Genomic DNA, 13,259 nt, shown 5'->3' with positions numbered 1-13,259 from the left:
CGCGGGGACGATGATGACGACGACGATGCAAAGGTCGAGGGCAAGAACGTCGCCGTGTGGACCGTGGCCGGCGTAACCTTCGCCAACGGCGGCGACAACATCGGCGTCTACGTCCCCGTCTTTCTCAACGTGGGCACGGGAGCCGTAGTTGCCTACTGCATCGTGTTCCTGGTGCTGGTGGCGGGACTGGTGGGCCTGGCCAAGTTCGTCGCCACCCGCCGACCGATCGCCGAAGTCCTAGAGCGCTGGGAACATATCCTGTTCCCGACTGTCCTGATCGGCCTGGGCGCCTTCATCCTGATCAGCGGCGGAGCATTCGGACTCTGACAAAACCGACGCAAACCCCACCACGCACCCGTGAGCCGCCGACTCGCTCTAATTCTTCCGGCCAGAACGCCCGATTGGTACGGCGCCGCCAAGAAGTAGCCACAGAAGACCGCCACAGAGCGATCAAGTCCACATGACAGCCCTCGCACCAGGACACAGTGCGAGGGCTGTCAGAGGGCTGAGGCTCAGTAGTAGTACCCACCGCCGCCGACGCTCATTTCGACTGAGGCGAGGCTTCCAGTGAGCCCAAGAGCCAGCCCGATCTGGCTCGTGGCGTAGAGGAACGGTGCCAGCACAATGGAACCGATCACGGCCCCAATCTGCTCACCGCCCGTGCCGGGCAGAGACGGGAAAAGCGGGACATTGAGGTCGATCGGCGGCATAAAAACTCCTAAATGTGAGGGATGTTTTTATGATAGGACACCGCTCCGACAAGCCCCTCAAGAGGCTTGCCGTTACGGGCGAACGCCAGGGGCCTCCAGAGGGCTGCGGGGCGTCGTGGTTGCGTAGGCCGGGTCAGTACCGGCCACGTCGTCCCAGGCCTAGTTGGAAGAGCCGAACAGGTTGCCGGCAGTGAGGGAGCCGAGGTCGAGAGACCCAGACGACGCGTCCTGGTACACGGATGTAACCTGCCGGCCAGTGGCATCAGTATCGGACTTCTGACATACGACCACAGCACCGGCACGGAAGGCTTCTGGCGACGGCGGGCACGATCGAGGAGCGGGCCGGGACGGTGATGCTGTCCCGTCTCATCGCGTCGGCGACCAGCACCGATGCGGACGCCTCGACCTTTGCGGAGGTTGCCCGGGTGTTCGGGATCGACTGGATCCCCGCCGTCCGAGTGGCGGACGAGCTCGGTTAGGCGCGCTGACAGCCGGGCGCTGCTCCTGCGATCCGCGAGCCACGTGAGCACGGCTCTGTTCGAGCCGCAGAGTCCGTACTCTTCACCGGCCGGCCGCTGCGGCCGTGGATGTCGTCACCCTTCGCGGCGCGCGCACCACCACCGGCATCGCAGTCCGCCACCTACCGACCTCACGCCCCGAACCACGCCCGGCTGAGTTCGGCGTACCGCCCGTCCGCGCGGAGCAGATCGTCGTGCGTGCCGGATTCGACGATCCGGCCGTGGTCCATCACCAGGATCCGGTCGGCGGCCGCGGCCTGGCTCAACCGGTGCGCGACCACCAAACCGGCCCGGTCGCGGAGCACCGCGGCGGCCGCCACGTCGAGGCGGCGGGCGCCGGCGGACCCGGCCTCGGCCGTGGCCTCGTCGAGGATCACCACGTCCGGGTCGGCCAGCTCGACGCGGGCCAGCGCGATCATCTGGCTCTGCATGGGGTCGAGCGCATGCCCGCCTTCACCGATGAGGGTGTCGACGCCGTCGGGCAGGTCGTCGACCCAATCGGCACCGACGGTCTCCAGCGCGGCGCGTACCTCGGCGAGGCCCGCATCGGGCCGGGGCGCGCGGACGTTCTCGACCACGGTGGTCGCGAAGGTGTGCACCTCTTGCGAGACCATCGTGACGTGCTGCCGCAGCTCCACCGGGTCGACGTCGGTCAGCGGGACCCCACCCAGTCGCGCACTCCCCCGCGTCGGAACCACCGAGCCGGCGGCGACCAGCGCGAGCGTGCTCTTGCCGGCGCCCGTGGATCCGACCACCGCGACCACCTCGCCCGGCGCGACCGTGAGGTCCACGTCGATCAGAGCGGGAGCGCCCTCTCCATAGGTGTGCGTGATGCCGGTGAGCTCGAGCGGGCCGGCCCCGGCGGCGGTGGAGTGCAGCGCGGCGGTGCGCTCGGGCACGGGCATGGTGATGACTCCGACCATCCGCACCAGCGAGGCCCCGGCGGACTGGACCTGATCGACCATGCCGACCAGCGCACCGATCGGGTTGAACAGCCGATGGAACAGCAACGCGGCGGTCGTCACGGCACCGGCGGTGATGGCGCCGGAGTCCACGAGGAAGAACCCCACGACCAGCAGCAGCCCGAGGACGGTGACCTCGGCGCGGTTGTTGCGGCTGAAGGCGCGGGTGACGAAGTGGAACACCTGGATGGACAGGTCCCGGGCGCGGGCGGACGCGGCGGTGATCCGCTCCAGCTCGGAGTCCTGGGCGTCGTAGGCGTGCAGGGTCCGGGACCCGGAGATCCCGCCGAGGAGACGGCTGGCCCGGCTGCCGAAGGCGGCGCGCTCGGCGGCATAGATGGGGCCGGACCGGGGCAGGTACCAGCGCAGGGTCGTCCAGTACATCGGCAGGGCGAGCAGCCCCACCAGCCCGAGCCGCCAGTCGACCGTGGCCAGCCCCACCCCGGACACGATCACCGTGAACGCCGACTGCACGACGAGCGGGATCACGGCGGTCGCGGCCTGGCTGATCTCGCGGGCGTCTTCGGCGACGCGGGAGACGAGGTCACCGGTCTCGGTCGTCTCCATCTGCGCCGCGCCCAGGCGCAGGGAGCGGTCCATCACCATCTCGCGCAGACGGGCGACGGTCGGTTCGGTGAGCCGGGCGAGCCAGGCCTGGCCGGCCCAGGTGCAGCCGGCGCCCACGATGCCGGCCATGGCGATCGCGCCCGCGCCGATCCACACGGCGGTGTAGTCCTCGCTGCCGGGCAGGTCATCGACGAGCCGGCCGATCACCCACGGCGCGACGAGGCCCGCCACGGATCCGATCAGCCCGGCCAGGCACACCAGCGCCAGGTATCCGCGCCGCTGCCGGAGCAGCGGCCACAGGACGGCCAGGGACTCGCGGCCCGTCGCCAGCGGCAGCGCGCCGGAGGATCCTGCCGCGTCCGGGCCGTCCGCGGCGGTGGCGTGGATCGACACGGCGGTGGTCGTCATCTCGCGGGTCGTCCCCGTCTCGGTTGTGCTCATCGGTCGACCGCCGTCCGGTAGGAGGCCGACGCCTCGCGCAGTTCGAGGTGGGTGCCCGTGCGCGTCTCGCCGCTGCGGGGCAGGTGGACGACCCGGTCGGCGGTCGCGAGGAACGGCGGCGACGACGTGACGATCAGCGTGGCCTGCCGCGGCCGACTCGTTCGCAGTCGGCGGACGGCCTGGGCGATCTCCCACTCGGTGACGGCGTCGACCGCACTGGTCGGTTCGTGGAGAACGAGGACGTCCGGGTCGGCGTGGAGGGCTCGGGCGAGCGCGATCCGCTGGCGCTGACCGCCGGAGAGGTTCCGCCCGCCCTCCTGCACCGCGTGGTCGAGCCCGTCGGGCAGGTGCTCGATGATCTCCGCGACGGCCGAGGCGCGCAGGACCTCATGAGAGATCGGGGTGGCGGCCTCGCCACCGGCACCGGACTCACCGAGCTCGTCGTCGTCCCCCGGGCCGCCATGTCCCGAACCGCCGACCCCCGGGCCACCGAGCTCGTCGTCGTCCCCCGCGCCGACGTGCTTCATCGCGATGTTGGAACGGATGGTGCCGACGAACAGGTCCACTCGGTGCGGCGCGGCGACGAGATGCTCGGCGATCGCGGGCGCCAGGTGACTGCGTCGGTGCCCGCCCACCAGGACGGCGTCGGCCCCGTCGCCGTGCCCGGCGATCGCCAGGGTGACAGCGTTCGCGGCGGCGGGCTGATCGGCCACGAGAGCGACGACCTCACCTTCGGCCACCTCCAGGTCGAGCGGGCGGCCGTCGGGCAGTGCCAGCCCGCGCACCTCCAACCGCGCCCCCGCGGGGACCTCGTCGCCGGAGTCGTCGACCGGCGCCGACCCCAGCAGGTCGACGAGCCGCTGCGCCGCGCCGTGGGACCGGGCGGAGATCGACACCATCTGGGTGATCATCCGCACCGGCTCCTCAAAGAAGACGGCCACGCCCACCACGGAGACGAGCGTGCCGATCTCCATCTCCCCGGCCAGGACGCGGTAGCCGGCGGCCAGCAGGACCAGCGCCAGGACCACGGCCATGCCGAGCGAGCCGATCCCCTGGACCCGCCCCGTCCGCTCGGCGGTGACGATCCCCGCCGCGGCCGCCTCCTCGGACGCCGTGCGGTACTGCTCCGCGGCCCAGCGCTCCCCGCCGCCGGCCTTGAGCACACGCAGGCCCGCCATGATGTCCGTCGCGCGGCTGCTCGCCCGCCCGATCGCGGCCTGCTGGGCGGTGCTGTGCCGGGAGATGGCGCGGCTGGGCAGGGCCACCAGCACCAGGCTGAGCGGGACGCCGATGAGCACGATGAGCCCGACCAGCCAGTCGGTCCACAACAGGTAGACCGAGATCCCCACGATGCTGATCACCGCCGACCCGCCCAGCGCGATCTGCCGGAATACCAGCGCGGCTACGTCGGCGTCGGCCGAGCACACCGAGAGCACGTCACCGGATCTCGCACCGTCCATCGCGCGGCGCCGGGTCAGCGGCACCCGCGTCACCTCGACCCGCAGATCGTGCGCCTCCTCCTGCAGCGCCCGGTTGCTCATCCGCGCGCCGAACCGGTAGCCGAGGCTGAGCACGGTGAACAGCGCGATGAGCCCGACGACCGACCACAGCAGGGCCCACCGGTCGAGCGGGATGATCGCGACGTCGACGATCACGCCGATCGCGATGGGCACCAGCGCCTCACACAACTGCCACAGGGTCATGAGCACCAGGCCTGGGACCACCAGGTGCCGGCGGCGCCGGACCGCGCGGAGCAGGAGCCCGTTGGCGGTGGTCGGCGCATCCGCCGTGGTCGGGGCGCCCGCGGACTGCCGGCGCGTCGACGTCGGTGCTGACATGGGTGTGGGACTCCCGCCGTTGGTGATCTCGCCTGCAAACTCGGCCGACTCAGCAGCGTAGTTCGCGGCGCCCACGCAGCGGCGCCCACACCTCACCTGTCGGATTGCCCGCCGCACCTGCGGGGCCCCGTAGGTCAGTCGCATCCCGATGGGTGAGGCAGTCCCCAGCGTGGCGTCCCCCTACTGCGCCCCCTTACGGCGCGGTCGTCCCCACCGAGTAGGCGGCCGCCGCGTCGCGCACGTCCATGACGTATTCGCGCGACGCGTTGTAGGCGAGCACGGCCCGCTGCCAGTTCTCGGCCTGCGAGAGGTCTCCCCCGTTCGTGCACAGCAGGCGCGCGGCGGACACGGCGGCGTCGTCGATCTGGTTCGGATCGGCGCGCCCGTCGCCGTTGGCGTCGACGCCGTACTTGCGCCACGATTCGGGGATGAACTGCATCGGCCCGACGGCCCGGTCGTTCTCGGTGTCGCCGTCCAGCTCGCCGCCGTCGGTGTCGGGGATGTCGGCGAAGCCGGGCGAGCCGTCGAGTTTGATGCCGATGATCGGCGGGAGCGCGTAGCCGTCGTCACTCAATGACGCCCCGCGGTACCGGCCGTGCCGCGTCTCCACGTGCCCGATCCCGGCGAGCGTCGTCCAGGCGAGGTTGCACTCGGGACGGGTCTGCCGCATGGTCTCGGCGGCGTTGCCGTAGGCAGCGAGTGCGGCGACAGGGATATTCATCGGCTCGTTGAGGCCCGCCGCCCACTCGCGCAGCTGGTCGGAGGTGCGGCCCGGCGCGTTGATGTCGACGCTCGGCACCGGGGCCCCGGCGGCGGGCGGGATGCCCGGGGGGATGGGCGTCGGCGCCTCGCGGGTGGGCCCGTAGGAACACGACGACGACAACACGGCAACGGCGACCAGGCCCGCGAGACTCGCGGTGGCGCGGGGGGTCAGGGTGGGCATCGCGCTCAAGTCTGCCCGAGCGGGGCCCGGCAGCGCGTCGGGGTATCCCCCGATTCCCGGCGGGCCGGCACCTCGCGCGTCCGGGCAGCCGCGGGCGCCGAGGTAAGCGGCGGGCCCGCCGCGGTCAGCCGCGCCCGCCGAAGCCCCCGGCCAGCGAGGTGAGCTCGTCGAGCAGCGCGTCCCGGCTGATGGCGGGACGGTCCAGCACCCACCGCACGGCGATGTTCTCCACCGCCATGACGATCACCCACGCCCGGGCCGCCGGGTCCCCGCTCGTGGCGCCGGCGGCCGCGAGGTAGACCGCCAACAGTTCGCGGACCCGCTGCTCCAGGGCGTGCTGCGCCGCCCGGTGCCGCACCGCGGGCAGCTCCTCCCACATGATGCGCAGCAGTCCAGCGTCGGCCTCGAGCGCGGTGAGCAGGGCGTCGGCGATCGACCGGGCCGTCGCCGGGCTCTTCACGTCGACCGGGCCCGTGGCCGAGAGCGATGCCGCGACCCGGTCGGAGATCTCCGCCGACCACCGGTCCATGACCACCGCGACCAGCGCGGACTTGTCCGGGAAGTACTGGTACAGCGATCCCGGACTGACCTCCGCCTCGTCGGCGACGCGGTTGGTGGTGAACGACTCGTAGCCGTCGCGCACGAGCACAACGCGAGCAGCCTCCACGATCCGCTCCACCATCGCGCGGGATCTCGCCTGCTTGGGCACCCTTCTCATAAACGCGAATTGTATGCGAGTAAAAACTCGCGTCATAGTCATGGCATGACCGTTACGCCCGAGAAGACAGCATCCGTAATGCCGTACCCCCAGCGCTTCCGCGAGGGTGAGGAGCGTGGCCGTCGCCTCGGCCGCGCCCTCAAGCCGATCGCCGGCGTGGGCCACCTCGATGAGAAGCTCATGGACCGGATCGGTCGCGACTACTTCGAGCGTGACGATCTGGGCGATCAGCTCGCCCGCGCCATGCGGCTACGGTCCGGCGAGCCCGGCGCGGTGACCCGCCGCCAGCTCGACGAGGCGCTGCACTCCGGCTCGGCCGGCCTGCCCGACGACGCGCCTCAGATCCTGCGGGACTACATCGCGCATCTCGAGGACACCCCGGAGTGGGTCGACTGGGAGAAGATCGAGCGGGGACAGAAGGCCTACCTGCGCTTCGGCCAGAACGCCGCCGACATCCTGCTGCAGCTGTCCCTCATCGGCGGCTACCGGTTCGGCGGACCCACCGACCTGCTGGTGGCGACCGGCGGCCTGACCGGCGAGACCACGCTGCGCCGCCTGGCCGAGACCAGCCACTGGACCATGTCGCTGTCCATCCCGGACGGGCTGCGGCCGGGCGGTGAGGCGTGGCGACTGACCGGCCACGTGCGGGCCATGCACGCGGTGGTCAACAACGCCATGGAGCCGCGCTGGGACAGCCAGCGCTGGGGCCTGCCCATCAACCAGAGCGACCTGGCCTCGACCCTCGGCCTGTTCGACGCCGTGGTCCTGCTCGGGGTGCGCACCCTCGGCGTGCCGGTGAGCCGCAAGGACTCGGACGCGGTGATGCACATGTGGCGCTACGTCGGCTGGCTCATGGGCGTGGCCGACCACTACCTGGTCGAGGGCGAACGCGAACGCCACCGCGTCAACTACCACATCCTGCTGTCCCAGGCCGGTATCTCCGAGGCCGGACCGAAGCTCACGCAGGCCCTGGTGGAGTCCCAACGACGCCGCCACCGCAGCGGGCCGCTGCCCCGACTGCGCGCCCGGGTGGGGCACGAGCGGCTGCTGAGCATGCTCACCGTGCTGCTGGGACGTGAGTCGATGCGCGAGTTCGGCCTGCCCGTCCGGCCGCCGTGGGCCCACGCCTATCTCGTCACGCTCAACACGCTGCGCTACCGCACGCCGTTCGGCCGCGCCCGGCTCGACGCGTGGGGCGAGCGGGTCCGCGACCGCGAGCGCAAGGAGACCTTCGGCGACTCCCGGCCCGACATTGGCCGCCCCGCCACCACCTGACGCCGGACTCCCCCGAGGGGCCCCCGCCCCGACCCGCGCCCGCCTGCCTTCCCGCCTGCCTGCCTGCCTGCCTGCCTGCCTACCGAGCAGAGGATTTCGCGCGTATCGCCCGAGAGACGGGTGCACGAATTCCTCTTGTCGGCGGGCTATGGCGGCGAGGAGGCCAGACAGCCGCCTGGTGGCTCAACGTCAGTTCAGCGTGCGTTGTACAGTTCAGCGTATGCTGACGCGTGCCACCCGCCTCGACGTGATGCATCGGCTCGGCCGCGCGATGGCCGACCCCACCCGGTCCCGGATCCTGCTGTGCCTGCTCGAGGGGCCCCGGTACCCGGCCGACCTCGCCCGCGAACTCGAACTGACCCGGCCCAACGTCTCCAACCACCTCGGGTGCCTGCGGGACTGCGGGATCGCCGTGGCCGCGCCCGAGGGGCGGCAGATGCGCTACGAGATCGCCGACCCGCACCTCGAGGCCGCACTCACCGCGCTGCTCGACATCACACTCGCCGTGGACCGCGACGCCGAGTGCGCGGTCTCCGACTGCCCCACGTGCGCGGCGTCATGACCTCCGCGTGCGGCTGCGAGGCGCCGGCGCCCGCCGACCCCGAGGAGAAGGATCGACCGTGGTGGAAGGACCCGGCGGTCCTCATCCCGGCCGCGTCCGGCGTCGCGTTCGTCTCGGGCCTCGCGGCAGAGTGGTGGGGGGCAGAGTGGTCGGGAGCCGGACCGGCCGGCCAGGCCCTGTTCTGGATCGGCCTGCTGCTCGGCGGGTCGACGTTCGCCCCGGCAGCGATCCGCGGGCTGCTCACCAGCGGCCGGCTCGGCATCGGGTTGCTCATGACCATCAGCGCCGTGGGCGCCGTGATCCTCGGCTACGTCGAGGAGGCCGCAGCCTTGGCCTTCCTCTACTCGATCGCCGAGGCGCTCGAGGACAAGGCGATGGACCGCGCCCGCTCCGGCCTGCGTTCCCTGCTGACGCTGGTCCCGGACACCGCCACCGTCCGCCGGGGTGCCCGCACCATCGAGATCCCCACCGCCGAGCTTCGTGTCGACCAGATGCTCGTCGTGGCCCCGGGCGAGCGCGTCGCCACCGACGGGATCGTGGCCCGCGGCCGTAGCAGCGTCGACGCCTCCGCGGTCACGGGCGAGTCGATCCCCGTCGAGGTCACGCCCGGCGACCGCGTCCTCGCCGGTTCGATCAACACCTCCGGCCTCCTCGACCTCACCACCACCGCCCCGGGCACCGACAACACGCTCACCACGATCGTCGGCCTCGTCGAGCGCGCCCAGACCGAGAAGGGCGACCGGGCCCGCCTCGCCGACCGGATCGCCCGCCCGCTGATCCCCGGGGTCCTCGTGCTGGCCCTGCTCGTCGCGGGCCTCGGCTCACTGCTCGGCGACCCGGAGCTGTGGATCACCCGCGCGCTGATCGTCCTGGTCGCCGCCTCGCCCTGCGCACTGGCGATCTCGGTGCCCGTCACCGTGGTCTCCGCGATCGGCGCGGCCAGCCGGTTCGGTGTCGTCGTGAAGTCCGGGGCGGCGTTCGAACGGCTCGGCACCATCCGTCACCTCGCGATGGACAAGACCGGGACCCTCACCCGCAACGAGCCCTCGGTCGTCCGCGTCCTCACCACCCCGAGCACCAGCGAGTCCGAGGTGCTGTCCCTGGCCGCGGCCGTCGAGGGCCACAGCACCCACCCGCTGGCGGCCGCCATCACCTCCGCCGCCCTCGCCGGGGCCTCCCGGCAGGACCCGGCAGACCCGCGGGTCTCCGCGCCGGGAATCGCAGACGCCGAGCACGTCGAGGAGTCCGCCGGGCACGGGATCTGCGGCACCATCGACGGACACCTCGTCACCGTGGGCTCACCACGCCGGCTCGCCGCCGGACAGCTCACCGGGCAAATCACGACCCTCGAGCACGAGGGCATGACCGTGGTGGTGGTCCACCGCGACGGCCGCCCGATCGGCGCCATCGGCATCCGCGACGAACTGCGGCCGGAGGTCCTCGTCGTCGTCGCCACCCTGGCCGACCACCACATCGGCGTGAGCATGCTGACCGGCGACAACCCACGCACCGCGGCCGCTCTCGGCGCGCAGGCCGGCATCGGTGACATCCGCGCCGACCTCTCGCCCGGCGACAAGGCCGACGCGATCGCCGAGCTCGCCCGCACCCGGCCCACGGCGATGATCGGCGACGGCATCAACGACGCCCCGGCACTGGCCACCGCGGACGTCGGCATCGCGATGGGCGCGACCGGATCCGACGCCGCGATCGAGTCCGCGGACGTGGCCTTCACCGGCACCGACCTGCGCCTCCTGCCCCGGGCCCTCGCCCACGCCCGCCGGGGCAGCCGGATCATCAACCAGAACATCGTCCTCTCACTGATCCTCATCACCGCCCTGGTCCCACTGGCGATCACCGGCGCCCTCGGGCTCGCCGCGGTGGTCCTGGTCCACGAGGTCGCCGAGGTCATCGTGATCCTCAACGGGCTGCGGGCGGCGCGGATCCCCTCGGCACCTGCGGAGACGGCGCGCGCGCGTGAGGCCTGAACGCCTCAGTTCGCGCAATTAGCCGATAACGGCTAATTCGTCACTTTTAGGTGTTTTCACCTTATGTCGGCGGTGTGTGGCACGATCGCCCCATGTACGTGGTGACCATCGACCAACGCCGCAGCCGCAGCAGCGCCGACCGGGTACCCGCCCTGATCGACGCACTGGCGGACATCCCGACCGCGGCCGCGTTCGAGCGCACGGCCGGAGACGAAGTCCAGGGCCTGCTCGACGACCCTGCCGCGGTGCGGTCGGCGCTGCTCGTCGCCCTGCGCGAAGGTGACTGGCACTGCGGTGTCGGGGCGGGGGAGGTCGACGACGAGTCCTACTCCTCCGGGACCAGGGCCGGTCGCGGGGACGCCTACCTCGCCGCCCGCGACGCCGTCGACGCCGCGAAGGGCCTCCCCGGCTCGGTGGCCATACGGGTGCCGGGCGACCCCGGATCGCGGGACGACCGCGGCTCGGCGACGGCGTGGGCCGCCGACTGCGAGGCGGTATGGGCACTGGTGGCGCCACTCGTGCTCGGACGCACCGACGCGCAGTGGCGGGTGGTGGACGCCGTCGACCGCTCCCCCACCCAGGTCGCCGCCGCCGAGGAGTTGGGCATCACGCCCGCCTCGGTCACCGGGGCGCTGCGGCTGTCGCAGATCCGCGAGGAGCGCGCCGCGTACCCGGTGCTCGACCGGCTGCTCGGCGGCGCGCACGACGCGGCCGTGGGCGGGGCCGGCAGCCCGGCGAGCGGCCAGCGCGGGAAGGCCGCGGACGGCGCGCGTGGGAAGGCCGACCGATGAGCAGCTGGCCCGACTGGATCCTCGTCGCGATCGTCGTGGCGTTGAGCCTGATCGCCTCCGCCGCGCTCGGCTCGCCCATCGCGTCGCTCGTCCTGCGCTCGGCGCGGGTCCCCGAACCCCCGACCGTCGAGGTCAGCGGCGACACGCGGACTCCGGTGGTGCGCCGCCGCGACGACCCCGCCCCGGCTGTCCGCGAGGTGCTGCGCGGGGGGATGTGGATCGGGATCCTCGAACGTGTCGGACTCACCGCGGCCATCCTCGCCGGGCGCTTCGAGCTCGCCGCGGTGGTCGTGGCCATCAAGGCCCTCGGCCGATACCCCGAGATCCGCGAGAACCCCGCGGTGAGCGAGCGATTCATCATCGGCACGCTCGCCTCCCTGCTCGTCGCCGCGGCGTGCGGGGCGCTCGGACTCGCAGTACTGCATACCCTGGGCTGAGCACGCCTGCCGATCCCCGAGGAGAGGACACCCGCCATGACCCGCACGACGCTCCTGGTCTCCGCCGCCGTGGCCGCGTCCGCCCTGACCCTGACCGCTTGCACCGGGGGCGGGGACGACACGGCGACCGCGGCTGCCCCGGCCGGCACCTCCGCCGACGCCAGCGCGGAGTCCGGCACGAACGCCCCGTCCGAGCCCGGCGCCGACGCTCCCGCCGATGAGGGTGAGCGCTCGGCCGCCGACGTGATGTTCGTGCGGATGATGATCCCGCACCACGAGCAGGCGATCGAGATGAGCGACATCATGCTCGCCAAGCCCGACGTGCCCGCCGACGTCACCGCCCTCGCCGAGGAGATCAAGGCCGGACAGAACCCCGAGATCGATCAGATGGAAGCGTGGCTCGATCAATGGGGCCAGCCGCCCGGACCGCGCGACGGCCACCGGGGTCACGGGGGCGGCGGCATGCCCGTGATGGGCAACGACATGTCGATGATGGACGGCATGCTCTCCGCCGACGAGCTCCAGCAGTTGTTCGACGCCGAGGGCACCGACGCCGCGCGGTTGTACCTGGAGCAGATGATCGCCCACCACGAGGGCGCCATCGACATGGCACAGGGGGAGGTATCGGACGGTACCTATCAGCCGACCGTCGACCTGGCCCGGTCGATCATCGACACCCAGCAGCAGGAGATCGCGCGCATGCGTGAGATGCTCGCCGCGATGTGAGGCCTGCGCATTGTGAGGCCTGACAGGCCACGCGGCACCCGGCAGCGTGATACCCGACAGCGTGATACGCGACAAGGAGCCCGCCCAGCAATGACCACCACCCCTCGACTGCGTCGCCGGGCCCTGGCCGCGGCCCTCACCGCGAGCTGGCTCACCCTCACCGCCTGCGGCGCCACCCAACCCGGCCAGGCGGACCAGAGCCCCAGCGGGCAGAACCAGGGCGCGCAGAACCAGGGCGGACAGAACCAGAGCGGGCAGAACCAGGCCGAGTCGAGCCAGGTGGCGGCGGCCGAGATCGTCGACCGGTACGGACTGGCCGATATGGACGCCCGCGGGGTGATCGAGCACCTCGACACCATGCCCGTCGCCGAGCGCCCCGCCACCCTCCTCGCCTCGGTCCAGCCGACCGAGCTCGTCCTCACCGACACCGCCGGCGGCTCCATCGCGACCCTGCCGATGCCGGACGAGCACTTCTACCTCGCCGTCGCGCCCTACGAGGACCAGACCCACGACTGTCTCTTCCACAGTCTGACCACCTGCCTCGGCGAGATGGCCGGCGAGCCCGTCGACATCACCGTGACCGACGAGGCGGGGCAGACGGTCGTCGACGAGACCCGCACGGCCTACGACAACGGGTTCGTCGGCCTGTGGCTCCCCCGCGACCTCACCGGAACCCTCACAGTCGAGCACGACGGGAAGTCCTCGACAGTGCCGATCGCCACCGGCGACGACGACCTCACCTGTCTGACCACGGCGCACCTGACGTAAGAGCCCGACGCCGCACCC

General features: G+C 72.0%; 14 protein-coding genes. 9 read left to right on the top strand and 5 right to left on the bottom strand.

Annotation, left to right across the window (positions count from 1 at the left end):
- Positions 1 to 327 (top strand): cadmium resistance transporter (locus AYO52_RS03830; protein ID WP_172812107.1); only part of this gene is annotated, 327 nt, incomplete at its 5' end.
- Positions 328 to 512: 185 nt separating this feature from the next.
- Here the strand turns inward: AYO52_RS03830 and AYO52_RS03825 are convergent.
- A complete protein-coding gene (locus AYO52_RS03825; protein ID WP_067713426.1) occupies positions 513 to 710 on the bottom strand; it encodes a hypothetical protein in 198 nt (65 codons plus the stop codon).
- Positions 711 to 1,060: 350 nt separating this feature from the next.
- Between AYO52_RS03825 and AYO52_RS19110 the strand changes: the two genes are divergently transcribed.
- On the top strand, positions 1,061 to 1,189 hold the full coding sequence (locus AYO52_RS19110; protein WP_256388217.1) for a hypothetical protein: 129 nt from the start codon (positions 1,061 to 1,063) through the stop codon (positions 1,187 to 1,189).
- Between the two features lie 170 nt (positions 1,190 to 1,359).
- Here the strand turns inward: AYO52_RS19110 and AYO52_RS03820 are convergent, their stop codons facing one another.
- From AYO52_RS03820 to AYO52_RS03805, 4 genes are all read right to left on the bottom strand, one after another.
- Positions 1,360 to 3,198 carry an ABC transporter ATP-binding protein gene (locus AYO52_RS03820; RefSeq protein WP_082923744.1) on the bottom strand — a complete coding sequence of 613 codons (1,839 nt, stop codon included), beginning with the start codon at positions 3,196 to 3,198 and terminating at the stop codon, positions 1,360 to 1,362.
- Entirely contained in the window at positions 3,195 to 5,036 is a 1,842-nt protein-coding gene (locus tag AYO52_RS03815) for an ABC transporter ATP-binding protein (protein ID WP_067713469.1), read from the bottom strand. Before AYO52_RS03815 ends, AYO52_RS03820 begins: the two co-directional genes overlap by 4 nt.
- Before the next feature lie 193 nt (positions 5,037 to 5,229).
- On the bottom strand, positions 5,230 to 5,979 hold the full coding sequence (locus tag AYO52_RS03810; RefSeq protein ID WP_067713423.1) for a lytic transglycosylase domain-containing protein: 750 nt from the start codon (positions 5,977 to 5,979) through the stop codon (positions 5,230 to 5,232).
- Between the two features lie 124 nt (positions 5,980 to 6,103).
- Positions 6,104 to 6,697, bottom strand: a complete 594-nt coding sequence (locus tag AYO52_RS03805; protein WP_227022067.1) for a TetR/AcrR family transcriptional regulator — start codon at positions 6,695 to 6,697, stop codon at positions 6,104 to 6,106.
- A 45-nt stretch (positions 6,698 to 6,742) separates the two neighbouring features.
- Between AYO52_RS03805 and AYO52_RS03800 the strand changes: the two genes are divergently transcribed.
- The 7 genes from AYO52_RS03800 to AYO52_RS03770 all read left to right on the top strand — a co-directional run bounded on the left by AYO52_RS03800 (position 6,743) and on the right by AYO52_RS03770 (position 13,241).
- Positions 6,743 to 7,972, top strand: a complete 1,230-nt coding sequence (locus AYO52_RS03800; protein WP_067713418.1) for an oxygenase MpaB family protein — start codon at positions 6,743 to 6,745, stop codon at positions 7,970 to 7,972.
- A 220-nt stretch (positions 7,973 to 8,192) separates the two neighbouring features.
- The gene (locus tag AYO52_RS03795) at positions 8,193 to 8,534 is read left to right on the top strand and encodes a helix-turn-helix transcriptional regulator (RefSeq protein ID WP_067713415.1); all 342 of its coding nucleotides are present in this window, start codon (positions 8,193 to 8,195) and stop codon (positions 8,532 to 8,534) included.
- Positions 8,531 to 10,519, top strand: coding sequence for a cation-translocating P-type ATPase (locus AYO52_RS03790; protein WP_067713463.1), 1,989 nt, complete (start codon positions 8,531 to 8,533; stop codon positions 10,517 to 10,519). The genes AYO52_RS03795 and AYO52_RS03790 overlap by 4 nt, the downstream gene beginning before the upstream one ends.
- A gap of 92 nt (positions 10,520 to 10,611) precedes the next feature.
- A complete protein-coding gene (locus AYO52_RS03785) occupies positions 10,612 to 11,310 on the top strand; it encodes a hypothetical protein (RefSeq protein ID WP_067713413.1) in 699 nt (232 codons plus the stop codon).
- On the top strand, positions 11,307 to 11,747 hold the full coding sequence (locus tag AYO52_RS03780) for a hypothetical protein (protein WP_067713410.1): 441 nt from the start codon (positions 11,307 to 11,309) through the stop codon (positions 11,745 to 11,747). Before AYO52_RS03785 ends, AYO52_RS03780 begins: the two co-directional genes overlap by 4 nt.
- A gap of 36 nt (positions 11,748 to 11,783) precedes the next feature.
- A complete protein-coding gene (locus tag AYO52_RS03775; protein ID WP_067713408.1) occupies positions 11,784 to 12,473 on the top strand; it encodes a DUF305 domain-containing protein in 690 nt (229 codons plus the stop codon).
- A gap of 90 nt (positions 12,474 to 12,563) precedes the next feature.
- Entirely contained in the window at positions 12,564 to 13,241 is a 678-nt protein-coding gene (locus tag AYO52_RS03770; protein ID WP_172812106.1) for a CueP family metal-binding protein, read from the top strand.
- Positions 13,242 to 13,259: the final 18 nt, after the last annotated feature.

The sequence above is a fragment of the Dietzia sp. 111N12-1 genome (genome assembly GCF_001658045.1).
GTDB classification, from domain to species: domain Bacteria; phylum Actinomycetota; class Actinomycetes; order Mycobacteriales; family Mycobacteriaceae; genus Dietzia; species Dietzia kunjamensis.
This window is presented reverse-complemented; position numbering and strand designations above follow the sequence as displayed.